Consider the following 22,340-nt stretch of genomic DNA (forward strand, 5'->3'; position numbering starts at 1 on the left):
GGCTACGAGCGGGTTGATCCTTCATAAAGCTGGTGCCGGATATTTTCCGGTACCAGCTCCATCGCCTGCTGATACGAAGCATCCACCAGATAGTAAATCTGCGAATCCGGCAGCGAACCGTCGAGATATACCGTGCTCCAGTGCGCTTTATTCAGATGTCGGCTTGGGCGCACATCTTCATGCTGCTGACGCAGCAGCTCCGCCAGTTCCGGGCTGGTTTTCAGCGACGCCGCCGGGCGACCGTCCACCTCTTTCACCATCGCAAACAGCACATCTGAGACCTTGATTTGCGTGGCTTTCCAGTCGCTGTGCACACTCTGTTCCGCGCCAGGCCTGGACATGCAATATTGCAGCAACTCCGAAATTGTCATCTTTATTCCCCTTGTAGTGTCGCGATAATCGTGCGCGACCCGCCGTGGATACGATGCTCTCCCAGCCAGATCCCCTGCCACGTTCCTAACTGCACGCGCCCATTCCTGACCGGTAGCAGCAGTGAAACACCCAGTGTTGAGGATTTGATATGCGAGGGCATATCATCCGGCCCCTCGTAGTCGTGCTTATACGGTGCGTTGTCCGGCACTGCATTTAAAAAGTGGCGCTCCATATCGTCGCGCACCGTGGAGTCACAATTTTCATTCAGGGTAAGGGAAGCTGACGTGTGCATCAGCAACAGATGCAATAAACCCACCTGCACACGGGAAAGTTCGCGAATTTGATCCAGCACTTCATCAGTGACCAGGTGAAACCCGCGCGATTTCGCGCCAAGCGTGAGCGTCTGTTGATACCACATCGACTGTTCCTTCTGCAAAGAGGCCGTTTTTAAGTGTGCTGCAAATCGGCAAAAGGGCAAATCCGGCGCTTAAAACTCCGAGTCGACAATCACCTCTTCGCCCATAGCACCTGCTTGCGGCAATGGCTTATAGGTGGAATTCGCGGCGCGCAGAATGCGGATTGGCCGGGCTTCGCTCGCACGCGCGGCGGCGATATCGCTGTCCGAGTCGCCGTAGAAAATGCGGATCTGCTTCTCCTTCAGCCACTGAATTTTGGTGTTCTGCCCTGGCTGGTCGCCGGCAAAAATCACCGGATTCATATTCGCTGCCGGGATCAGAAAATCCTCCTGCAACGTTTTCGTCACGGTTTCCGTTTTTGTCTGGCTGCGGCCGGTAATAAAAAAAATGCTGTCGCCGCGTTTCACATGCATGGCAATTAACTGACGCGCCACCTCTTTGGGAATGCTGAATGCATCCCAGCCGTTATTCATTTTTTCCCAGAACGCCGGGTTGTGCAGGTAATCATCACTCTCCGGAGACCAGGTTTTCTTACCGCGCCAGAAACCGGGGCTGGAGAAGAGTACCGTATCGTCGATATCAAACCCGACCGCCATTGGCGGACGCTCCACCAGCGAGCTTTCAATTTGCGCCACGGAAACCCAGTGAACAGGCGCCTGTTCTGCCAGCTTGATGATGTTGGTGCCATCCGCAACCGGAGAAGGCGCAGAGGCGTAAACCGCAAGGCTACCGGACGCCAGCCATAAACAGGCGGCGCCGAAAAGACGAGTGATCGTTCGCATCTTTATCCCTAAATTATCAGTTCGTTATATTCATAAATGGTGCGAATGGTCGAAATGTTATCCGACCTTAACCCCAGCGGCAGATGAAACAAAGGATTTTCTGCTAATTACGCCGATAATGAGAGAACACGGGGGGATAATGACCTTCCGCCCGTTGGCAGAAGGTCGGGGAAAACTAAAAAGTGAGCGAGTGCTTACATTACTGCGGCGAATGCTTGCGCCACGCGTTGCACGTTGCGGCTGTTCAGACCCGCAACACACATACGACCGCTGGCAATCAGGTAAACGCCAAACTCCTCGCGCAGACGATCGACCTGCGCCGCGCTCAGGCCGGTGTAGCTGAACATGCCGCGCTGTTTAAGCAGGTAGTCGAAATTCCCGCCCGGTACGGCTTCGCGCAGCACCTGCACCAGTTGCTGGCGCATTGCCTGAATGCGCGTGCGCATCGTTTCCACTTCCTTCAGCCAGAGCGCCCGTAACGCCGCGTCACCGAGCACGGTCGCCACCAGCTGCGCGCCAAAACTTGGCGGGCTGGAGTAGTTGCGACGGACGGTGGCCTTCAGTTGTCCCAGCACTCGGCCTGCGGCTTCGCTGTCTTCACAGACCACGGAAAGGCCGCCGACACGCTCGCCATACAGGGAGAAAATTTTGGAGAACGAGTTGCTGACCAGCGCAGGCATCCCGGCGCTGGCAATCGCGCGAATAGCGTAAGCGTCTTCTTCCATACCTGCGCCAAAGCCCTGGTAAGCGATGTCGAGGAACGGAATCAAATTGCGCGCTTTCAGCACGCCGACCACCTCGTCCCACTGGGCGTTAGTCAGATCCGCACCGGTCGGGTTATGGCAGCACGGATGCAGTAACACGATGCTTTGTTCCGGCAGGGTATTCAGTTTTTCCAGCAGTGCCGGGAAACGTACACCGTTGGTTTCATCGTCATACCAGGGGTAAGTGCTTACTTCGAATCCAGCGCCTTCAAAAATGGCGATGTGGTTTTCCCAGGTTGGATCGCTGACCCAGACGCCGGAGTTGGGGAAGTAGCGTTTCAGGAAATCCGCGCCGACTTTCAGCGCGCCGGAGCCGCCCAGCGTCTGGATAGTTGCCACGCGGTTTTGCGCCAGCACCGGGTGGTCGGCGCCAAACAGCAGCGGCGCAATGGAGTGACGGTAGCTGTTCAGCCCTTCCATCGGCAGATAGAGCGATGCACCGTGCGGTTGCGCATTCAGGCGCGTTTCGGCTTCAGCCACCGCCTGCAGGCGCGGAATGATGCCATCTTCGTTGTAATACAACCCGATGCTGAGGTTAACTTTGTCGCTTCTCGCATCTTCTTTAAAACGCTCCATGAGCGAGAGAATCGGGTCGCCAGCATAGGCGTCAACTTTTTGAAACACGCGTGTATTCTCCAGGTTTACAGTCGGCAAGAACAACACAATAAACCGGAAGCCGGGGAAGATCGAGAGGGGCAGCGCTTTCCCGTGCAGGAAAGCGCAAAACGTTTAGTCGAGGTACTGCAGCGACGCCCTGGCGGTCAGGCGCGTAATAAGTTCGTAAGCACTCACTTTTGTGATAGCGGCAATACGCTCGACGGGCAAACCCTCACCCCACAGCACCACGCTATCACCGACGCGCTCACGCGCATCCGGGCCGAGATCGACACAAATCATGTCCATTGCCACGCGGCCAACGATCGGCACTTCGCGTCCGTTGACCAGCACGGGCGTTCCGGAAGGCGCAGCACGCGGATAACCGTCGCCATATCCCATCGCCACTACGCCTAAGCGGGTGTCGCGAGTGCTTTCCCAGGTTCCGCCATAACCGACTGCGTCTCCTGATTTGTGGTCGCGCACGGCAATCAGCGTGGAAGTCAGCGTCATCACCGGCTGAAAGCCGAAATCCGCGCCCCACGGTCTGTTCTCCAGCGGCGAAACGCCATAGAGAATGATGCCGGGGCGCACAGCGTCAAAGTGCGACTGCGGCCACAGCAAGGTGCCGCCAGAAGCGGCTATCGAACGCAGGCCCGGTTTGCCTTCAGTAAAAGTGGTGAAAATATCCAGCTGGCGTTCTGTTACGCCGCACTCCGGCTCATCGGCGCGGGCAAAGTGGCTGGCAAAATTCACTGGTTGACGTACATTTTTGCAGCCGGAAAGACGCGCGTAAAACGCCTCAGCTTCATGAGGATGCACGCCAAGACGGTGCATGCCGGTATCCAGTTTCATCCACACCGTTACCGGCGCGGGCAGCGTGGCCGTTTCCAGCTCATCCAGTTGCCAGGGGCTATGGATCACCGTTTCAAGCTGGTGCTCTGCCAGTACGGGCAGATCGCTGGCGGCGAAAAAACCTTCCAGCAACAGAATCGGTTGTGTGATTCTCCCTGCGCGCAGTTGCAGGGCTTCTTCGAGACGGGCAACGCCAAAAGCGTCGGCATCGGGGAGCGTTCGCGCGGTCTCCACGAGACCGTGTCCATAGGCGTTCGCTTTCACGACTGCAACCAGTCGGCTGGCAGGAGCCAGCTCGCGCAGACGTTGCAGATTGTGTCGCAGAGCGCGGCGGTTAACTACTACGGTTGCCGCTTGCATGTTTTTCCTCAAAAAACAATTTTCTGCATCATTCGTGTTGCAGGAAGGCGACAAACCCGGGAATCCCCGGGGCTTAGTAAACTAAGTGACCGGGGTGGGCGGGCGCCGTCAACGCACCTGCGGCGCGAAGGATGACGAAAATTTATTCATCGTCGTATTGTGGCCCTGCATAATTATCAAAACGTGACCACTGCCCGTTAAAGGTCAGACGTACCGTACCGATCGGCCCGTTACGCTGCTTACCAATAATGATTTCTGCAATGCCTTTTAAATCGCTGTTTTCGTGATAAACCTCGTCACGATAGATAAACATGATTAAGTCGGCGTCCTGCTCGATAGAACCGGATTCACGCAGGTCGGAGTTGACCGGGCGTTTATCGGCGCGCTGCTCCAGGGAACGGTTAAGCTGCGACAGCGCCACCACCGGCACCTGCAACTCTTTTGCCAGCGCTTTCAGCGAGCGGGAGATTTCGGCTATCTCCAGCGTACGGTTGTCGGAAAGCGACGGTACACGCATCAACTGAAGGTAGTCGATCATAATCAGGCCAATCCCGCCGTGCTCGCGGGCAATACGCCGCGCGCGCGAACGCACTTCTGTCGGCGTCAGGCCGGAGGAGTCATCAATGTAGATATTGCGTTTTTCCAGCAGGATCCCCATGGTGCCGGAGATGCGCGCCCAGTCTTCATCGTCAAGCTGGCCGGTACGGATGCGCGTCTGGTCCACGCGCGACAGCGACGCCAGAGAACGCATCATAATCTGTTCTGATGGCATCTCAAGACTGAAGATAAGAACCGGTTTATCCTGCAACATTGCCGCATTTTCGACGAGATTCATGGCAAATGTTGTTTTACCCATCGACGGACGGGCAGCAACAATAATCAGATCTGACGGCTGCAAACCTGCCGTCTTTTTATTGAGATCTTCATAGCCGGTGTTCACGCCCGTGACACCATCATGCGGCTGCTGGAAAAGCTGTTCGATGCGCGAGACAGTTGCCTCAAGCACATCGGCGATATTTTTCGGACCTTCGTCTTTATTGGCGCGGCTTTCGGCGATCTTAAACACCCGCGATTCCGCCAGATCGAGCAGATCTTCGCTGGTGCGCCCCTGCGGATCGAAACCGGCGTTAGCGATTTCATTGGCTACCGCGATCATCTCGCGAACCACGGCACGTTCACGCACGATATCGGCATAAGCGCTGATATTCGCCGCACTTGGCGTGTTTTTTGATAACTCAGCCAGATAGGCAAAGCCGCCGACAATATCCAGTTGCCCTTGCAGTTCCAGCGATTCAGCCAGGGTGATCAGGTCGATAGGTTTCCCCATCTCCTGCAAGCGATGCATCTCGGTAAAAATATGACGGTGCGGACGGGTATAAAAGTCTTCGGCCACGACGCGCTCGGCGACGTCGTCCCAGCGCTCATTATCCAGCATTAAACCGCCCAACACCGACTGCTCCGCTTCGATGGAATGTGGAGGCACTTTCATTCCCTCGACCTGTCTGTCAGGGGTTTCAGTCTGTTTGTTGAAGGGTTTATTTCCTGCCATAGTGAATGGAGCTATCCGGGTTATGAATGGTTCGAAAGATTATCACATCAGGAGGAAGCATGGCGACACGAATAGAATTTCACAAGCATGGCGGCCCCGACGTGCTCAGCGCGGTGGAATTTACCCCCGCCGCTCCGGCAGAAAACGAGGTGCAGGTGGAAAATAAAGCCGTTGGCATCAACTACATCGACACCTACATTCGCAGCGGCTTATACCCGCCTCCCGCGCTGCCAAGCGGGCTGGGAACCGAAGCCGCTGGCGTGGTGAGTAAAGTCGGCAGTAACGTCACGCATATTAAGGTCGGCGATCGCGTGGTATATGCGCAATCCGGGCTTGGCGCGTACAGTTCGGTGCATAACGTTCTGGCAGACAAAGTGGCCGTCCTGCCAAACGCCATCTCCTTTGAACAAGCCGCCGCCTCGTTCCTGAAGGGGCTGACGGTGTTCTATCTGCTGCGCAAAACCTACGACATCAAACCCAATGAGATCTTTTTATTCCACGCAGCGGCGGGCGGCGTCGGGCTGATTGCCTGCCAGTGGGCGAAAGCGCTGGGCGCGAAGCTTATCGGCACCGTAGGTTCGGCGCAAAAAGCGCAGCGTGCATTACAGGCCGGCGCCTGGCAGGTGATCAACTACAGCGAAGAGAATGTGGTTGAACGCGTTAAGGCGCTGACCGACGGTAAAAAGGTCAGCGTGGTGTATGACTCGGTGGGTAAAGATACCTGGGAAATTTCCCTCGACTGCCTGCATCGCCGTGGGCTGATGGTCAGTTTTGGCAACTCCTCCGGGCCAGTTACTGGCGTGAACCTGGGCATTCTCAACCAGAAGGGCTCTCTTTATGCCACCCGCCCTTCCCTGAACGGCTATATCACCACCCGCGAAGAGTTACAGGAAGCCAGCAATGAGCTGTTCTCGCTGATCGCCAGCGGGGTAATTAAAGTGGATGTGGCCGACAACCAGAAGTTCGCGCTGAAGGATGCGCAACGGGCGCATGAAGCGCTGGAGAGCCGGGCCACGCAAGGCTCAAGCCTGCTGATCCCGTGAGATAAGTCTCAGAAAGAATTAGGGCTTCCCGCAGGAAGCCCTTTCTTTTTTTAGTTCGGCTGCATTGTAGGGTACAGCGCGATGAATTCGTTAACGCCGCGATAGTGACAGATTTGATATCTAAATCCTATTCGGTTCTAAGCAATGCTGCTGGAAATGTCTCAGGGTTGTGACGAACCACTCAATACTTTAGTAACGCCAGCGGTTATTGCGTTGATAACGTGGAACCTTCGGCTCTTTGATAGTACGAATCACCCAGACTACCGCCACGGCCAGCAGCAGCCAGGGCAACAGTTTGATCATCAAAGCAAAAAGTCCGCCCAAAAACATCACTGCGGCGGCAACCAGCAGCGCGGCGATAATGCCGAGCAGTGAAACGCCGGTCACCAGCAACATGACAAAAAAGCCAATAATAAACAGTAGTTCCAGCATGATCTTCTCCAGAGAATCGGTAATGCCTTTTACATTACAAGAAGCATGCCAAAAATAACCTTTTGATTTTAAAATAAAAAACCCTGCAACGCAGTGCAGGGCTTAGTGAATTTGACCATCTTTTAGTGAAATTTTAACGCTTCGATGCCACCAGGTTTAGCGCGTGCTCCACTACCGCGATATCAGCGCCTGCTTTGTGCGCATTTTCGCTCAGATAACGACGCCACTGACGCGCGCCCGGCACGCCCTGGAATAACCCGAGCATATGACGCGTGATATGACCAAGATAAGCGCCCTGGCTCAGTTCGCGTTCAATGTAGGGATACATTGCGCGAACCACGGCGACAGGATCGGCATCCACAACATCGGCACCGTAAATCTCCCGATCGACAGCGGCCAGAATTCCCGGATTCTGATAGGCTTCGCGCCCGACCATGACCCCATCCATATGCTGCAAATGGGCTTTGGCCTCTTCCAGCGATTTTATACCGCCATTGATCGCCATCTTCAGGTGCGGGAAATCGCGTTTAAGTTGATAGACGCGCGGGTAATCCAGCGGCGGGATCTCGCGGTTCTCTTTTGGACTCAGACCAGAGAGCCAGGCTTTACGGGCATGAATGGTGAAGCTTTCACACTCGCCTTTACCAGCAACGGTACCAATAAAATCGCAGAGGAATTCGTAGCTATCCTGATCGTCGATGCCAATACGGGTTTTCACCGTCACCGGAATAGAAACCACGTCGCGCATCGCTTTCACGCAGTCCGCCACCAGTTGCGCTTCGCCCATCAGGCAGGCGCCAAAACGCCCGTTCTGTACGCGATCGGACGGACAACCGACGTTAAGGTTGATCTCATCGTAACCGCGCGCTTGCGCAAGCTTCGCACAGTGCGCAAGCTGTGCCGGATCGCTGCCGCCCAGTTGCAGCGCCACCGGGTGCTCTTCCTCGCTGTACGCCAGATAATCACCTTTGCCATGAATAATGGCGCCCGTCGTCACCATTTCGGTATAGAGCAGCGTCTGGCGCGACAGTAAACGCAGGAAGTAGCGGCAATGTCTGTCCGTCCAGTCGAGCATCGGAGCGACGCTGAATCGCCCATACCAGTGATTGTCAGAATTTACAGGCATTACGCTGGTTTGGCTGGCGTTAGTCATTTCAGAATTACCGTGCTTTGATTTCCAGAAAAAGAGGTGCTCTCACCGCTATTCCGCCGGTGAGCGAAAGCAATAGACAATAAGATTTTCTATTGTATCACATTCGCTGTAAGTCACTGGAGAAGGCATTTTTTCACCTTGTTGAGACACGGTTCCCTTTCTATATTTTTTCTAACGCACAAGGAGTCTTAACCCAATAGCAGAAAGCTATTGTCAACTGAAACAGGGAGTTATTATGTCTAAACCGTATGTTCGTCTTGATAAAAATGATGCAGCCGTTCTGTTAGTTGATCATCAAACGGGTTTGTTATCTCTGGTAAGAGATATCGAGCCGGACAAGTTCAAAAATAATGTTCTGGCGTTAAGCGATCTCGCCAAATATTTCAAATTGCCCACGATTTTGACCACGAGTTTTGAAACCGGACCGAATGGCCCGCTGGTACCGGAACTTAAAGCGCAGTTCCCGGATGCGCCTTATATTGCCCGCCCGGGTAACATCAATGCCTGGGATAACGAAGATTTCGTTAAGGCCGTCAAAGCAACCGGCAAGAAGCAGTTGATTATTGCTGGCGTGGTGACGGAAGTGTGCGTTGCTTTCCCGGCGTTATCCGCCATTGAAGAGGGCTATGAAGTGTTTGTTATTACCGACGCTTCAGGAACATTCAATGAAATTACACGTCATTCCGCATGGGATCGTATGTCCCAGGCTGGCGTGCAGTTGATGACATGGTTTGGTGCCGCCTGCGAATTACACCGCGACTGGCGTAATGATATTGAAGGTCTGGCAACGCTGTTTTCCAACCATATTCCTGATTACCGTAATCTGATGACCAGCTACGACAAGCTCACCGGTAAATAAGCGCCAATAAAACCGGAGGCGCAATGCCTCCGGTTACTCATCAGAAAGTCACGCTAAGCTGTGCTCCGGCCCCCCAGGTTTGATCTTCACCCACCAGACCCATCAGATCGATATGCACGCGATTAAACGGCGCAAATCCGACACCGCCGGTAAAGACGTTTTTATCATCCCCTTTGACATCCGCGCGGTAACCGGCACGCACCGCCAGCCAGCTCAACGGGCGAACTTCCGCACCCACGCCGACATACTGGGAATTTTTCTCGCTCTTAAAGCCTTTAGTCTCGGTTAAATCACCGTCGGCGCTCAGTGTCAGCAGGTCGTTATGCCATGCCGCGCCTGCCGTCACGACCGGGCTAATCTGGTAAGTATCTTTATAGCTCACCACATCGCCCGTTCTGCCGTTGCGAATACGAATGTCTTTGGTATCAATGTCACGGGAGATCAGGTTTGTACCGGTCAAACCGACCGTCACATTCTCGCCGAAATCCGCGGCCAGGCCGACATCCACGTTGAAGCCGGTATCATCGGTACGGTAGCGGCTGCTGTTCCAGTCACTACTTTTGTAGTCATAAATCGACGCCGTATAGTTGTAGACCCAGGTTTTCTGTAATTTTGGCGTCACGCCAACGGATAACGGTACGCCGCCGACATCAAACTGGCGAGCCATCGCAATGCCGTAATCCGAGACGATAGCCGCGCGGCCTGAAGCGGTTGAGTTGAGGTTTTTGGTGATTTCTTCGCTGCCATTCGGCGATATCACCGCATTCAGCGCTTCACCGGCGGCGACGGCGGTGCTGTTCTCAATACTGCGCAGGTAGTCAATGTCCTGCTGATCGATTGACGACGTGACGCGCGCATGGGCATAAGCTTTCGTCACAAATGCCACGGAAAGGACATCATTGGGGATACTTACCGCGATACCGGCGGCGGCTTTGGCCTGCGCTGTTTTCCCTCTCAGAAACTCCAGCTCATTCGCCAAATCGCCCGCGGCGCTCTGAAATTGCCTTACCGTACCGAGCGGATTAGCAATAATTTCCGCAGCGGTGAGGTTATCGACCACATCTTTGTAGCCATCGATTTTGTCATTGATATCGTCGATCTCGTCGCGCAGATTATCTTTGTCGCTAATTTGCGCCTGTACGCTCGGCAGGATGACGGTAATATCATCATCGGGTTTTGCTTTTGCTAACAGTGCCGGGTTGATTAATGGCCCGCTGCCATAATTCGCAGATGCAACGCCCGTTCCCCCCATTGCATCATTACGTGCTTCTGCCCAGGTATTGGCTGCCCCTGCCTGATTTGCCACAAAAAAGGAGACAGCGATCGCGACCAGCGAAAGTTTACGTTTTTTTTCCACAGTATGCGTCTCGTAGCCAGATGAGTTTTAAGCCTGTAAGTATTCGCACAAACAGGAATGCACTATTGCTGTGAATAACGTAAGAAAATGAAGCTAAATTGCCGGAATACCCGTAAGTACCCGGAGATTATTGTTTTAAGTGATGACCATCACTATTTATAGATGACGGAATCCATTTCGGGAAGCGATCCAGAGAAATGGAGATTGCTGGCCACGATCTCGGCGTTTTCGACAGGACATGGTAAAGTGTATGGCTTGTATTTCCCCAACCGGAGAGCGCCTATGGATAAGACCACTTCGCAAGAGATGTTAGCGCAGGCTGAAAAGCTGTGCGTGCAGCGCAACGTGCGCCTGACTCCCCAGCGTCTTGAAGTGTTGAGATTACTCAGCCTGCAACAAAGTGCCATCAGCGCGTACGATCTGCTCGATCTGCTGCGTGAAAGCGAACCGCAGGCCAAGCCGCCGACGGTGTATCGCGCTCTTGATTTCCTGCTGGAACAAGGGTTCGTACATAAAGTCGAATCAACAAACAGCTACGTGCTGTGCCACCTTTTTGACCAGCCGACGCACACATCCGCGATGTTTATCTGCGATCGCTGTGGTTCGGTAAAAGAAGAGCAGGCGGAAGGCGTGGAAGATATTATGCATGCGCTGGCGGCAAAGATGGGCTTTGCTCTGCGACATAATGTCATTGAAGCTCACGGCTTATGTGCAGACTGTGTCGAAGTGGAGTCCTGCCGTCATCACGACCATTGCCACCACGACCACACCGTGCAGGTGAAGAAAAAGCCACGTTAATCTTTTGAGCGGGACGATAGATAAAACAGCTGGAGGGGTGGTACATCCTTGTACCTTCGGGCAGGGTAGCCTTAGAGGGTTAGCACAATGAGGAGATGTGCAGGCTACCAGCGGTAGTCGTTACGCGTTTCCCAATCTGTAACTTCTTTCTCCGCCTGGTCTTTGGCATAACCGTAACGCTCCTGGATTTTACCTACCAGCTGGTCACGTTTACCTTCGATGATGGTCATATCATCATCGGTCAGTTTGCCCCATTTTTCTTTAACAGTGCCTTTGAACTGTTTCCAGTTACCGCCGACTTCGTCTTTATTCATCGTTGACTCCTTATCGTTCGGTTAAATATGTATTCGTTCTGCTGAACGTACTGATTATTGTAGTTAAGGATTCCGGCAATCGATTTTTATTCGGAATCTTTAACCGTCGAGATGATTAAAAACAGCATAAGCGAGACGAGGGAACAGGCAAAAGCCTGGCAATATCAGGAAGGATTCGCGTCGGAAAACCAGCTGCCATTACGCCAGTGGCGACGCCACAGCCAGGCAAGCGTAAGCCCGCGCAGGGCGAGAAAGACGGTCAGCGATAGCCATAAACCGTGATTCCCCAACACCGGAACCGTCAGCAGCGTGACAGCAAACCCGGCAGCGGCAATCGCCATACTGTTACGCATCTCCGCTGCGCGCGTGGCGCCAACAAACATGCCATCCAGCAAGTAACACCACACGCCCACCAGCGGCAGAATCACTTGCCAGAATAGGTAATGCCCGGCGAGCGTCTGCAAGGCAGGAAGCGAAGTCAGCAAGGCAATAATGTTGTCGCCTGCCAGCGCATAAATCGCCGCAAAGAACAGCGCCACCAGCCCGGCCTGGCGGCACGCCGCTCGCCAGACTTCCATCAATTGACTGCCGTCGCGCGCGCCGTAGGCCTGCCCGGAATGCGCTTCGACCGCGTAGGCAAAACCATCCAGCGCATACGCTGTAAAGGTGAGAAACATCATCAGCACCGCGTTAGCGGCGACTGTCTCGCCACCAAGACGCGCGCCCAGTACGGTGATTGAGCCAAAGCAGAGCTGCAAGAGCAGCGAGCGCAGCATGATATCGCGGTTAAGCGCTAATAAGCGCCGCATACCGCCGCGCCAGGCATTTTTCAGCGCTGGCAGGGTGATGCCGCGCATCACCAACACGCGGTGCACCATCAGCAGACCGATGGCGAAAGTCGCATACTCAGCCACAACGGTGGCGAGCGCTGCCCCCTGCACATTCATGTGCAGACCCATCACCAGCCACAGGTCGAGAACAATGTTGAGGAGGTTCCCTACCACCAGCAGGATCACCGGAGCACGGGCATACTGCACGCCCAGCAACCAGCCGAGTAATACCAGATTTCCCAACGACGCTGGCGCACTCAGCCAGCGGATATTAAGAAAGCGCCGCGCTTGTTCCAGCACGGCTTCGCTCCCACCGGTGATGTGCAGCGCTAGATCGATGAGCGGCGTACGCAGCAACATAATTCCCCCGCCAGCCAACAGCGCCAGTAGCAGCGGTTGTACCAGCGCGCGCGCCAGCGCAGGTGCGTTTTTCGCGCCAAACGCCTGTGCCGTAAGACCGGTTGTGCTCATCCGCAAAAACAGCAGCAGCATAAACAAAAAGCTGGTAGCCGTTGCGCCAATCGCCACGCCGCCGAGGTAAACAGGGCTATCCAGGTGCCCGACCACGGCGGTATCCACCAGTCCCAGTAACGGAACAGTGATATTGGAGAAGATCATGGGCAGCGCAAGCCGCCACAGTGCTCTGTCAGATGCATTCAGCAACGGCATGGCAGTGTCGAATCAATGGGGGAAAAGTGTATTACGCAGCGCCACGGTATTCTGTGTCGCTGCGAAAAGAACAGGCGTTAGAGCCATGTACCATTACGGATGACGCCAACCGCCAGCCCTTCAATGGTGAAGTTTTGATCGCGCAGATCGACGACGATCGGGGAAAACTCGCTGTTTTCCGGCAGCAGTTCGACGGTGTTACCCTGTTTTTTCAGACGTTTCACGGTAACTTCATCATCAATACGTGCGACGACCACCTGGCCGTTACGCACGTCCTGCGTTTTATGCACTGCGAGCAGGTCGCCGTCCATAATACCGATGTCTTTCATCGACATACCGCTGACGCGCAGCAGGAAATCCGCGTGAGGCTTGAAGAGATCGGGATCGACCTGATAGTGACCCTCGATATGCTGTTGCGCCAGCAGCGGTTCACCCGCAGCAACGCGGCCAATCAGCGGTAAACCGATATCCTCTTCTTCTTCCAGCAGCAGACGCAAACCACGCGATGCGCCGGAGACGATTTCGATAACCCCTTTGCGCGCAAGCGCTTTCAGGTGTTCTTCAGCCGCATTTGGGGAACGGAACCCCAATTGCTGTGCGATTTCCGCACGCGTTGGTGGCATACCGGTTTGGGTGATGCGATCGCGGATGAGATCGAACACCTCTTGCTGCCTGGCCGTTAATGCTTTCATCCCGCCCCCTGGGTGTATATACAGTTATGCTGTGAGTATATACAGTCAAAGGCGATTTTGGAACCAAATTTAAGCAAAAAACCAGGGAGTTATTGATTTCTGGAAGCGTTATCGAAAATGCGACCAAAGAAGCGAGATCCAGGTAAACAGCGCCAGCAGGATCGACATCAGCACTGCCGCCGATCCCATATCCTTCGCCCGACCGGAAAGTTCGTGAAATTCAGAACCAATTCGGTCTACGACAGCTTCAATTGCACTATTTAGGATTTCAACAATCATTACTAGCGACACCGAGCTAATCAGCAATACCCGTGTGACCGTGTCAATGTCCAGCCAGCAAGCAATAATGATAGCTAAAACAACGGCTACCAGCTCCTGACGGAAGGCGGCTTCATTGATCCATGCAGCGCGAACGCCCTTCCATGAGTAACCTGCTGCTTTAATGATTCGGGTAATTCCGGTGGTATTATTGGCCATGAAAAGAACCTTTTTATGTAATAAACGTCAATGTCTACATCAGCGTACTGAGGTACAACAGAAATTACGTGCGCTTTCTGATATTCTTGCGGCGCAATGGCACTATTATTAACCAGAGGCTTTTCATCTTTTATGTCCGGTTGGCCACGAATTTACTACAAATTACTGAATTTACCATTAAGTGTACTGGTAAAAAGTAAATCGATACCTGCAGAACCTGCACAGGAACTGGGTCTCGATACTTCACGTCCTATTATGTACGTGCTGCCTTATAACTCTAAGGCAGATTTGATGACGTTGCGTGCTCAGTGTCTGGCGCACGAACTGCCCGATCCCCTGGAACCCCTGGAAATCGACGGCGTATTACTGCCGCGTTTCGTGTTTATTCATGGCGGGCCGCGCGTGTTTACCTATTACACGCCAAAAGAAGAGTCCATCAAACTGTTCCACGACTACCTGGATTTACACCGCAGCCATCCGGATCTGGATGTGCAAATGGTGCCGGTATCGGTGATGTTTGGCCGCTCTCCGGGGCGTGAAAAAGGCGAGATTAATCCGCCGCTGCGCATGCTGAACGGCATCCAGAAATTCTTCGCGATCTCCTGGCTTGGCCGCGATAGCTTTGTGCGCTTCTCGCCGCCCGTCTCCCTGCGCCGCATGGCGACCGAGCACGGCACCGATAAAATTATCGCGCAGAAACTGGCGCGTGTGGCGCGTATGCATTTCGCGCGACAGCGTCTGGCCGCCGTTGGGCCGCGTCTGCCGGCGCGTCAGGATCTGTTCAATAAGCTGCTCTCTTCTAAAGCGATTGCCCGTGCGGTCGAAGACGAAGCGCGCAGCAAAAAAATCTCTCACGACAAAGCGCAGCAAAACGCTATCGCGCTGATGGAAGAGATTGCCGCCAACTTCTCGTACGAAATGATCCGTCTGACCGACCGTATCCTCGGCTTTACCTGGAACCGTCTCTATCAGGGGATCAACGTGCACAACGCCGAACGCGTGCGCCAGCTTGCGCACGACGGCCATGAGATTGTCTATGTGCCCTGCCATCGCAGCCATATGGACTATCTGCTGCTCTCATATGTGCTCTATCACCAGGGGCTGGTGCCGCCGCACATTGCCGCAGGCATCAACCTGAACTTCTGGCCCGCCGGGCCGATTTTCCGCCGCCTGGGCGCCTTCTTTATTCGCCGTACCTTTAAAGGCAACAAACTCTACTCCACTGTGTTCCGCGAATATCTGGGCGAACTGTTCAGCCGCGGTTATTCGGTTGAGTATTTCGTCGAGGGTGGTCGTTCACGTACCGGCCGTTTGCTGGACCCGAAAACCGGTACGCTGTCGATGACCATCCAGGCGATGCTGCGCGGCGGTACGCGCCCAATCACGCTGGTACCGATTTATATCGGTTATGAGCATGTGATGGAGGTGGGCACCTATGCGAAAGAGCTGCGCGGCGCAACCAAAGAGAAAGAGAGCCTGGTGCAGATGGTGCGCGGGCTGAGCAAGCTGCGCAATCTGGGGCAAGGTTATGTGAACTTCGGTGAACCCATTCCGCTGATGAACTACCTGAATCACCATGTTCCGGAGTGGCGCGAATCTATCGATCCCATCGAAGCGATTCGCCCGGCATGGCTGACGCCGACGGTAAATAACATTGCCGCCGATTTGATGGTTCGCATTAACAATGCCGGTGCGGCCAACGCCATGAACCTGTGCTGTACGGCGCTGCTGGCATCGCGCCAGCGTTCATTGACGCGCGAGCAGTTAACCGAACAACTCAGTTGCTACCTCGAACTGATGCGCAATGTGCCTTACTCGCCGGATTCAACAACGCCTGCCGCCAGCGCGGACGCGCTTATCGACCACGCGTTGCAGATGAATAAGTTCGAAGTCGAGAAAGACACCATCGGCGATATCATTATTCTGCCGCGCGAACAGGCAGTATTGATGACCTATTACCGCAACAACATTGCCCACATGCTGATGCTGCCGTCGCTGATGGCGGCGATCGTGACCCAGCATCGCGCCATCTCCCGTAGCGATATTCTGCGCCACGTTGAGCTGCTCTATCCGCTGCTGAAAGCCGAGCTGTTCCTGCGCTGGGAAAAAGCCGAGCTGGCGGAAGTGCTGGAAAACCTGACGCAAGAGCTGCTGCGCCAGGGCTTAATTACTGTCAAAGACGATCTCCTGAGCATCAACCCGGCCCATTCGCGGACGCTGCAACTGCTGGCCGCCGGTGCGCGCGAGACGTTACAGCGCTATGCCATCACCTTCTGGCTGCTTGGCAACACGCCGTCAATGAACCGCAGCACGCTGGAAAAAGAGAGCCGCACGCTGGCGCAACGTCTGTCTGTGCTGCATGGTATCAACGCGCCGGAATTCTTCGACAAAGCGGTATTCTCCACGCTGGTGTTAACGCTGCGTGATGAAGGGTATATCAGCGACAGCGGCGATGCAGACCCGACGCGAACGCTGGGCGTTTACCAGATGCTGGCAGACTTGATAACGTCGGATGTGCGTCTGACGATTGAAAGCGCGACGCAAGCGGAAGTGTAAGCCGGGACGTATCCGCCGGATGTCGCTTGCGCTTATCCGGCCTGTGGGATGAGAGAACCCCGCAGGCCGGATAACATGCAGCCGCGTCCGGCAGTTTTTAGATTCAGTGCAGGTAACTAAAAGCCAGCCCTAAAAACAGCACCAGCCCCACGTAGTTGTTATTCATAAAAGCTTTAAAACAGGCGTCGCGTTCGCGCCCCGCAATCAATATCTGTTGATAAACAAACAGCACGCCCGCCACCAGTACCGCAGCGTAATACGCCCAGCCCAGCCCGTTCAGCCAGCCAATGGACGCCATCAGCGCCAGCACGGCAACCTGCAAAATACCAATAATTAGCTTGTCGTAGCGACCAAACAAAATCGCCGTCGACTTGATGCCAATCTTCACATCATCATCGCGATCAACCATAGCGTACTGGGTATCGTAGGCCACCGCCCACAGAATATTGGCGAAAAACATGGTCCAGCAGCTTAGCGGTACAGATTCGCTTACAGCTGCAAACGCCATCGGAATTGACCAGCCAAATGCCGCGCCGAGCACCACCTGCGGCAGATGCGTGTAGCGCTTCATAAACGGATAAACCCACGCCAGCGCCAGCGCCGCCACCGACAGCAGGATGGTCATCATATTCAGCGTCAGCACCAGCGCAAAGGCCAGCAGCACCAGAACAACAAACAACACCCGCGCTTCATTTTCCGTGACCGCGCCGCTGGGCAGCGGTCGGTTCGCCGTGCGTTTAACATGCCCGTCGAATTTGCGATCCGCGTAATCATTCACCACGCAGCCCGCCGCGCGCATCAGCCAGACGCCCGCAACAAACACCAGTAAGATCCACAGCGGCGGCACGCCAGGCGTTGCCACCCATAACGCCCACAGCGTTGGCCACAACAGCAACAACGCGCCAATCGGTTTGTCCGTACGCATAAGCCTGTGAAAGGCTAACAACTTAGTCTGCGTGAGACTCCACTCCATTCTATTTTCCTCTTAGTACAGCGGCGACGCAGGCAAAAACAGTTCTGTAAGCATCAAGGGTTTCCCCCCCAGACGCAGGCGGGAACGCCGTCCCCACAGCTGCTCATAACGGCCAATATCAATAAAATCACGCGTAAGCGTTGAAGAGGTAAAGAGATATCGCCCAAGCGGCGTATTGCCCAGCCGTTGCAGCGCCATTTCCGGGCCGCTCAGGGTCGATTCCGGCACAACGGTGCGCCCGGCAAGCCAGGGTTCACCATCTGCGCAAAGGATAATCTCCCGTAACCAGTAACGTGCCTCTTCCGGTAAATGTGCGCGTTCGGGCGCAATCTCGTCCACCGTGACAAAGCCTTCCTGAATCAATGTGACGCTGACTTTTTTACCTTGCTGCTCAAAACGTTTGGTCATGGAATCTTCCAGCAACAGCCAGTCCAGCAATTGCGGTTCCAGTTCGGGTATTGCGTCTACATAGCGCAGCGCACGCAATTGCGTAAGCGCAGGGTGTGACATGCCTTACTCTCCGGTACATAACGTAGCAATAGTGTATCGCAGAACAGGCAGGCTCGTGCGGGGAAACTTCAAACGGTTTTCATCAGCGCAACAGATGCGCAACAGCGCGCATCTGCGCCGGAAAAAGGGTGCGCCAGGCGACGCACCAGTTACTGCAAAATATCGGCAGTGCGGGGATGGGTTACCCCTTGCCTTTTACACTGCTGATAAAAGTGGCACGGGCGGTTTTCGACCCGAGGCGTTCAGCTTCATTCAACAATTTCAGCGCTTTATCAATATCGCCTTTGGCAGCGGCCTGTTTGATGGCCTGATTGAAATAACTCTCCGTATCATTCAGCATTGGCTCGCTTTTCGCGGCTGGCGCAGGAGCAACAGCCGGAGCCGCTACCGGCGCAGGTTGTGCGCTGTAGACCGGCGCCGCAGTGTTACCCACGGTGACCGGGCCTGGGCCAGAAGAGCCAAACAGCGGGCCGACCAGCACGCTGGAACCGCTGCTGTTTTTCACTTTCAGCGTCAGTTTCCCGTCAGTGCCGTGCTTCGCAATAGGATCAGGAATATCCGGCACCGCATTGCCGGTGCCTTTGGCATAGGCTTTTGCCGGATCGATTAATTTCGTGGTGCGCTGTAAGTCGTTGTTTGTAGTAAAAACAAGTACATAGATTTTTTGTTGTCCCAACGCAGGCGTCAGGCGCATCACCCCTTCCAGGCGATCGGCGCTCATCACACCGGGTTCCTGATAGGTAAAGTACTCGCTGGGGAAATAGGCTGAAGGCGTCATGTTTTGATCAAGAATCAGCACGTTCGGCGCAAATACGCTGGTTTGCTTATCCACTTCGCTGGTTAACGTCAGCGTCAGTTCGCCGATGTTCGCCGGTACGCTCCACGCCGCAACCGGGCCGCTAATACCCGGCACATCGAGGCGTTGACCGCCGGTTGCCAGCTGCGTGGATTGAGTTTTCGATTGATCGACCGGCGTCCAGGTCAGTTGCTGTAATGCCGATGCCGGAATTGACGGCGCGGCAGTGGTGTTTTGCGGGACAAAATTGACATCAGCGAAGCTAACCCCGGGAGCGCCCGCCAGTAAACCGGCGGTCAGGCACAGGGCGACGAGATTTTTTTTCATTTTCATTGTTATCACCTTTTCTGCACGGGAACAGCGAACGCCAGGCAATAGCGCGCTGACCCAAGGGTTGAGGGGCTTGCGCCCCTCTTTTGGTCATTACGTCAGGTTAAGCGTGGATTACCACCAGATTTCCATCTGTGCGCCGAAGCTCCACTCATCGTTGTCGCCACGGCTGGTGGTGGTGAAACCAGAGTCGTTCGCCGCAGCGAAGCGCGTTACAGAATCACCGTTTTTGATGTAGCCCCATTTCTCATCCCATTTCGCATAGGTAGCGAAAATACGAATTGCCGGACGAGACCAGATGCTGTCGCCTGCCTGCCATTGCTGTGCAAGGGTGATTTTGTACTGGCTGTTTCTGTCGCCGGTCTGCTGGGATTTCACGTTGTCGTAGCCCACTTCCAGCAGGGTGCTCATGATTGGCGTCCATTTGTACATTGGACGAACGCCCACGGTCCACCAGTCGGTGCCGAGTTTAGAATCGAGATCCTGCTTCTGATACATACCGACATACATCAGGTCCCATTTCTCACTCAGCGTGATTGCACCGTGATCCAGCACGCGCCACAGCTTACCGTCGTTGTTACCACCGACGAAATCGTCATAGTCGCCGGATTGGTAAGTCCCTTGCGGAATACCTTTACCCTGCGTGGTCATGGCGTCGGTTGCGTACTGCAGAACAAACTTGTTGTAGCCTTTCAGCATGCTCTGGGTATGTTCAGCAGTGAACATCCAGCCATCTTTCGAATCGTTGTCGTTCACATAGCGGTAATTGTCGGTTTTGTTTGCACGACCGTAATCAAAGCCCAGTTCCAGCATGCCGTCCGGGTTGGTCTGAAGACCGGCTAAACGCACATCGAAGACGTCGTTGGCGGTATCTTTAACCACGTCATACACGCCCGGGCTACTGAAGGTAACAGAGCCGCCAGATTCAGAAGAACGGGTTGCCGCCAGAGAGAGTTTACCGAAGCCAAGATCGACGTTTTCCAGACCTGCGCCCGGGCCTGAGATATCCCAGTAGTAGAAGTCGATCATGTGCACATCATGACGCTGGTAGAAGCGTTTACCGGCCCAGATGGTGGCACCTGGCAGCGCATCGATCAGGTTTTTACCCTGTACGTTCGCTTCACGGAAAGCCGGGCTGGTGGCTTCCCAGTCATTTTGCTGTGACACGGAGTAGGCCACGTTCGTGTCGAAGTAGAAGCTCTTATCGCCCTCTTTCCACACTTCCTGGCCGAGTTTTAATTCTGCGTAGGTTTCACATTCGTTACCGAGACGGTATTTAGCACCTGCACCGGTCGCCTGGAAGCATTGCTGCTCGCCGCCGCTGCCGGTCCAGCCGATGCCGGAACGCGCGTAACCTTTGAAGTCGACGGCGCCCGCCTGCGCAGACAAAATGCCTGCGGTAATGGCGAGAGCCAGGGGTAGTTTGCGCAGAGTAATCATCATTCTATCTCCTGAGATCATTGCTTTTCTGTTTACACTTGGCCCTGGAAGGGTTGGTGTAAGTTTTTTTGGGGTACGCTCAAACACCCGGCTCTTTGTGTAACCGGCGGCAGGCGGTGCCATCTTCACGGAACAGATGGCAGCGCTCCGGCGGTAAGCCGATAGCGAATGTGGCACCCTCTTCTACCAGCACGACGTCAGTCTGGCGGTAGACCAGGTTCTGGCGTATTGCGGGGATCTGGATATGAATTTGTGTTTCGTGACCAAGCTGTTCTACGACCTGCACTTCCCCTTCCAGCGTGACATCAGCGATGTCGCTTGGAAGTAGATGCTCCGGGCGAATGCCCAAAGACATATTCGCGCCGACCTGCACATTGGCGCTGTCCACCGGCAGCCAAACCTGCTGGCGGTTAGGCAGCTCAACCTGCACCTGTTCAATGGCGGTGGCCGTCACTTTTACCGGCAGGAAATTCATCTTCGGCGAGCCAATAAAGCCCGCAACAAAGCGGTCAGCCGGGTAGTGATAGAGTTCCAGCGGTTTCCCGACCTGCGCCACACGACCGGCGTCCAGCACCACAATCTTGTCGGCCAGCGTCATGGCTTCGACCTGATCGTGGGTGACGTAAATCATCGTGCGGCCAAGGCGTTTATGCAGACGGGAGATCTCAATACGCATCTGCACGCGCAGCGCGGCATCAAGGTTGGAAAGGGGTTCATCAAGTAAGAAGACGCTGGGTTCAGCCACCAGCGTACGACCAATCGCCACGCGCTGGCGCTGGCCGCCAGAGAGCGCTTTCGGTTTGCGTTCCAGCAAGTGCGCCAGTTGCAACACCTCCGCCACCTGAGTGACGCGCGATTTAATGATCTCTTTTTTCGCACCCGCTAACTTCAGGCCGAAAGACATGTTTTCCGCTACCGACAGGTGCGGATAAAGCGCGTAGGACTGAAATACCATCCCGACGCCGCGTTCGGCGGGGGGAACATCATTCATGCGGGTATCGCCGATAAACAACTCCCCGCTGGTAATGGTTTCCAGCCCGGCAATCATGCGCAGCAGCGTCGATTTACCACAGCCTGACGGGCCGACAAACACCACAAATTCACCTTCGTGAATGTCGAGATTGATCTCTTTTGAGACCACTACATCGCCCCAGGCTTTCGTTACGTTACGAAGCTGTACGCTCGCCATGCCCTTCTCCCTTCGTTACAACCTGTCACCAACAGAAACATTCAACGTTGGCTGACTATGGGGCATCAGTACAGCGGGCGAATCCTCCACCCCTGCGGTTTTTTATGGGGGAGGAGGCGGGAGGATGAGAAGGTTTGCTCTGCACCCCGTATCGCCGGGTGACAGGCATTTTCGTGACGCAACCTGCAAAAATCGGCTCTTTTTTATGTGCTCTGACACACATAATGAAA

At 54.7% G+C, this 22,340-nt stretch carries 22 protein-coding genes; 4 read left to right on the forward strand and 18 right to left on the reverse strand.

Annotated features, from left to right (window positions below; all coding sequences use genetic code 11):
- Positions 1-2: 2 nt before the first annotated feature.
- From Y71_RS26105 to dnaB, 6 genes are all read right to left on the reverse strand, one after another.
- Complete coding sequence (locus tag Y71_RS26105) at positions 3-371, reverse strand: MmcQ/YjbR family DNA-binding protein (RefSeq protein WP_007372440.1); 369 nt, start codon at positions 369-371, stop codon at positions 3-5.
- 2 nt (positions 372-373) lie between these two features.
- On the reverse strand, positions 374-790 hold the full coding sequence (locus Y71_RS26110) for a secondary thiamine-phosphate synthase enzyme YjbQ (RefSeq protein ID WP_007372439.1): 417 nt from the start codon (positions 788-790) through the stop codon (positions 374-376).
- Positions 791-859: 69 nt separating this feature from the next.
- Positions 860-1,570 carry an acid phosphatase AphA gene (gene aphA, locus Y71_RS26115; RefSeq protein WP_007372438.1) on the reverse strand — a complete coding sequence of 237 codons (711 nt, stop codon included), beginning with the start codon at positions 1,568-1,570 and terminating at the stop codon, positions 860-862.
- Between the two features lie 194 nt (positions 1,571-1,764).
- Positions 1,765-2,958 (reverse strand): aromatic amino acid transaminase, encoded by a 1,194-nt coding sequence (gene tyrB / locus Y71_RS26120; protein WP_007372437.1) that lies wholly within the window; start codon positions 2,956-2,958, stop codon positions 1,765-1,767.
- Positions 2,959-3,063: 105 nt separating this feature from the next.
- Entirely contained in the window at positions 3,064-4,143 is a 1,080-nt protein-coding gene (alr, locus tag Y71_RS26125; RefSeq protein ID WP_007372436.1) for an alanine racemase, read from the reverse strand.
- Between the two features lie 142 nt (positions 4,144-4,285).
- Positions 4,286-5,692 carry a replicative DNA helicase gene (dnaB, locus tag Y71_RS26130; RefSeq protein WP_007372434.1) on the reverse strand — a complete coding sequence of 469 codons (1,407 nt, stop codon included), beginning with the start codon at positions 5,690-5,692 and terminating at the stop codon, positions 4,286-4,288.
- A gap of 59 nt (positions 5,693-5,751) precedes the next feature.
- Here dnaB and Y71_RS26135 point away from each other — a divergent pair, with 59 nt between their 5' ends.
- Entirely contained in the window at positions 5,752-6,735 is a 984-nt protein-coding gene (locus Y71_RS26135; RefSeq protein ID WP_007372433.1) for a quinone oxidoreductase, read from the forward strand.
- 189 nt (positions 6,736-6,924) lie between these two features.
- On the opposite strand, the gene pspG is transcribed toward Y71_RS26135, so the two are convergent.
- Positions 6,925-7,167 carry an envelope stress response protein PspG gene (pspG, locus tag Y71_RS26140; RefSeq protein ID WP_007372432.1) on the reverse strand — a complete coding sequence of 81 codons (243 nt, stop codon included), beginning with the start codon at positions 7,165-7,167 and terminating at the stop codon, positions 6,925-6,927.
- 133 nt (positions 7,168-7,300) lie between these two features.
- A complete protein-coding gene (gene dusA, locus Y71_RS26145) occupies positions 7,301-8,320 on the reverse strand; it encodes a tRNA dihydrouridine(20/20a) synthase DusA (protein WP_007372431.1) in 1,020 nt (339 codons plus the stop codon).
- Positions 8,321-8,555: 235 nt separating this feature from the next.
- Between dusA and ycaC the strand changes: the two genes are divergently transcribed.
- Positions 8,556-9,179 (forward strand): isochorismate family cysteine hydrolase YcaC, encoded by a 624-nt coding sequence (gene ycaC, locus Y71_RS26150; RefSeq protein ID WP_007372430.1) that lies wholly within the window; start codon positions 8,556-8,558, stop codon positions 9,177-9,179.
- Between the two features lie 40 nt (positions 9,180-9,219).
- Here the strand turns inward: ycaC and Y71_RS26155 are convergent, their stop codons facing one another.
- On the reverse strand, positions 9,220-10,536 hold the full coding sequence (locus tag Y71_RS26155; protein ID WP_007372429.1) for a conjugal transfer protein TraF: 1,317 nt from the start codon (positions 10,534-10,536) through the stop codon (positions 9,220-9,222).
- Between the two features lie 282 nt (positions 10,537-10,818).
- Between Y71_RS26155 and zur the strand changes: the two genes are divergently transcribed.
- Positions 10,819-11,334, forward strand: a complete 516-nt coding sequence (zur, locus tag Y71_RS26160) for a zinc uptake transcriptional repressor Zur (protein ID WP_007372428.1) — start codon at positions 10,819-10,821, stop codon at positions 11,332-11,334.
- A 104-nt stretch (positions 11,335-11,438) separates the two neighbouring features.
- Here the strand turns inward: zur and Y71_RS26165 are convergent, their stop codons facing one another.
- The 4 genes from Y71_RS26165 to Y71_RS26180 form a co-directional block, all read right to left on the reverse strand.
- On the reverse strand, positions 11,439-11,648 hold the full coding sequence (locus Y71_RS26165; RefSeq protein WP_007372427.1) for a CsbD family protein: 210 nt from the start codon (positions 11,646-11,648) through the stop codon (positions 11,439-11,441).
- Positions 11,649-11,812: 164 nt separating this feature from the next.
- The gene (gene dinF / locus Y71_RS26170) at positions 11,813-13,147 is read right to left on the reverse strand and encodes an MATE family efflux transporter DinF (protein ID WP_007372426.1); all 1,335 of its coding nucleotides are present in this window, start codon (positions 13,145-13,147) and stop codon (positions 11,813-11,815) included.
- A gap of 77 nt (positions 13,148-13,224) precedes the next feature.
- A complete protein-coding gene (lexA, locus tag Y71_RS26175; protein WP_007372425.1) occupies positions 13,225-13,839 on the reverse strand; it encodes a transcriptional repressor LexA in 615 nt (204 codons plus the stop codon).
- 108 nt (positions 13,840-13,947) lie between these two features.
- Positions 13,948-14,316, reverse strand: coding sequence for a diacylglycerol kinase (locus tag Y71_RS26180; protein WP_007372424.1), 369 nt, complete (start codon positions 14,314-14,316; stop codon positions 13,948-13,950).
- Positions 14,317-14,448: 132 nt separating this feature from the next.
- Here Y71_RS26180 and plsB point away from each other — a divergent pair, with 132 nt between their 5' ends.
- Positions 14,449-16,872 carry a glycerol-3-phosphate 1-O-acyltransferase PlsB gene (plsB, locus tag Y71_RS26185; protein WP_007372422.1) on the forward strand — a complete coding sequence of 808 codons (2,424 nt, stop codon included), beginning with the start codon at positions 14,449-14,451 and terminating at the stop codon, positions 16,870-16,872.
- Positions 16,873-16,975: 103 nt separating this feature from the next.
- On the opposite strand, the gene ubiA is transcribed toward plsB, so the two are convergent.
- The 5 genes from ubiA to malK all read right to left on the reverse strand — a co-directional run bounded on the left by ubiA (position 16,976) and on the right by malK (position 22,110).
- Complete coding sequence (ubiA, locus tag Y71_RS26190; protein WP_035889711.1) at positions 16,976-17,845, reverse strand: 4-hydroxybenzoate octaprenyltransferase; 870 nt, start codon at positions 17,843-17,845, stop codon at positions 16,976-16,978.
- Positions 17,846-17,857: 12 nt separating this feature from the next.
- Positions 17,858-18,355, reverse strand: coding sequence for a chorismate lyase (gene ubiC / locus Y71_RS26195; RefSeq protein ID WP_007372420.1), 498 nt, complete (start codon positions 18,353-18,355; stop codon positions 17,858-17,860).
- A 181-nt stretch (positions 18,356-18,536) separates the two neighbouring features.
- Positions 18,537-19,484, reverse strand: coding sequence for a maltose operon protein MalM (gene malM / locus Y71_RS26200; protein WP_007372419.1), 948 nt, complete (start codon positions 19,482-19,484; stop codon positions 18,537-18,539).
- Positions 19,485-19,595: 111 nt separating this feature from the next.
- Complete coding sequence (locus tag Y71_RS26205; RefSeq protein WP_007372418.1) at positions 19,596-20,924, reverse strand: maltoporin; 1,329 nt, start codon at positions 20,922-20,924, stop codon at positions 19,596-19,598.
- 76 nt (positions 20,925-21,000) lie between these two features.
- A complete protein-coding gene (gene malK / locus Y71_RS26210; RefSeq protein ID WP_007372417.1) occupies positions 21,001-22,110 on the reverse strand; it encodes a maltose/maltodextrin ABC transporter ATP-binding protein MalK in 1,110 nt (369 codons plus the stop codon).
- Positions 22,111-22,340: the final 230 nt, after the last annotated feature.

The sequence above is a fragment of the Kosakonia radicincitans DSM 16656 genome, from assembly GCF_000280495.2.
Classification (GTDB): Bacteria; Pseudomonadota; Gammaproteobacteria; order Enterobacterales; family Enterobacteriaceae; genus Kosakonia; species Kosakonia radicincitans.

What these genes read in the sequence shown, in the direction of transcription:
- Y71_RS26105 (WP_007372440.1), bottom strand. Translation starts at nt 371, where the DNA reads ATGACAATTTCGGAGTTGCTGCAATATTGCATGTCCAGGCCTGGCGCG.
- Y71_RS26110 (WP_007372439.1), bottom strand. Translation starts at nt 790, where the DNA reads ATGTGGTATCAACAGACGCTCACGCTTGGCGCGAAATCGCGCGGGTTT.
- aphA (WP_007372438.1), bottom strand. Translation starts at nt 1,570, where the DNA reads ATGCGAACGATCACTCGTCTTTTCGGCGCCGCCTGTTTATGGCTGGCG.
- alr (WP_007372436.1), bottom strand. Translation starts at nt 4,143, where the DNA reads ATGCAAGCGGCAACCGTAGTAGTTAACCGCCGCGCTCTGCGACACAAT.
- dnaB (WP_007372434.1), bottom strand. Translation starts at nt 5,692, where the DNA reads ATGGCAGGAAATAAACCCTTCAACAAACAGACTGAAACCCCTGACAGA.
- Y71_RS26135 (WP_007372433.1), top strand. Translation starts at nt 5,752, where the DNA reads ATGGCGACACGAATAGAATTTCACAAGCATGGCGGCCCCGACGTGCTC.
- pspG (WP_007372432.1), bottom strand. Translation starts at nt 7,167, where the DNA reads ATGCTGGAACTACTGTTTATTATTGGCTTTTTTGTCATGTTGCTGGTG.
- dusA (WP_007372431.1), bottom strand. Translation starts at nt 8,320, where the DNA reads ATGACTAACGCCAGCCAAACCAGCGTAATGCCTGTAAATTCTGACAAT.
- ycaC (WP_007372430.1), top strand. Translation starts at nt 8,556, where the DNA reads ATGTCTAAACCGTATGTTCGTCTTGATAAAAATGATGCAGCCGTTCTG.
- zur (WP_007372428.1), top strand. Translation starts at nt 10,819, where the DNA reads ATGGATAAGACCACTTCGCAAGAGATGTTAGCGCAGGCTGAAAAGCTG.
- Y71_RS26165 (WP_007372427.1), bottom strand. Translation starts at nt 11,648, where the DNA reads ATGAATAAAGACGAAGTCGGCGGTAACTGGAAACAGTTCAAAGGCACT.
- dinF (WP_007372426.1), bottom strand. Translation starts at nt 13,147, where the DNA reads ATGCCGTTGCTGAATGCATCTGACAGAGCACTGTGGCGGCTTGCGCTG.
- lexA (WP_007372425.1), bottom strand. Translation starts at nt 13,839, where the DNA reads ATGAAAGCATTAACGGCCAGGCAGCAAGAGGTGTTCGATCTCATCCGC.
- Y71_RS26180 (WP_007372424.1), bottom strand. Translation starts at nt 14,316, where the DNA reads ATGGCCAATAATACCACCGGAATTACCCGAATCATTAAAGCAGCAGGT.
- plsB (WP_007372422.1), top strand. Translation starts at nt 14,449, where the DNA reads ATGTCCGGTTGGCCACGAATTTACTACAAATTACTGAATTTACCATTA.
- ubiA (WP_035889711.1), bottom strand. Translation starts at nt 17,845, where the DNA reads ATGGAGTGGAGTCTCACGCAGACTAAGTTGTTAGCCTTTCACAGGCTT.
- ubiC (WP_007372420.1), bottom strand. Translation starts at nt 18,355, where the DNA reads ATGTCACACCCTGCGCTTACGCAATTGCGTGCGCTGCGCTATGTAGAC.
- malM (WP_007372419.1), bottom strand. Translation starts at nt 19,484, where the DNA reads ATGAAAATGAAAAAAAATCTCGTCGCCCTGTGCCTGACCGCCGGTTTA.
- Y71_RS26205 (WP_007372418.1), bottom strand. Translation starts at nt 20,924, where the DNA reads ATGATGATTACTCTGCGCAAACTACCCCTGGCTCTCGCCATTACCGCA.
- malK (WP_007372417.1), bottom strand. Translation starts at nt 22,110, where the DNA reads ATGGCGAGCGTACAGCTTCGTAACGTAACGAAAGCCTGGGGCGATGTA.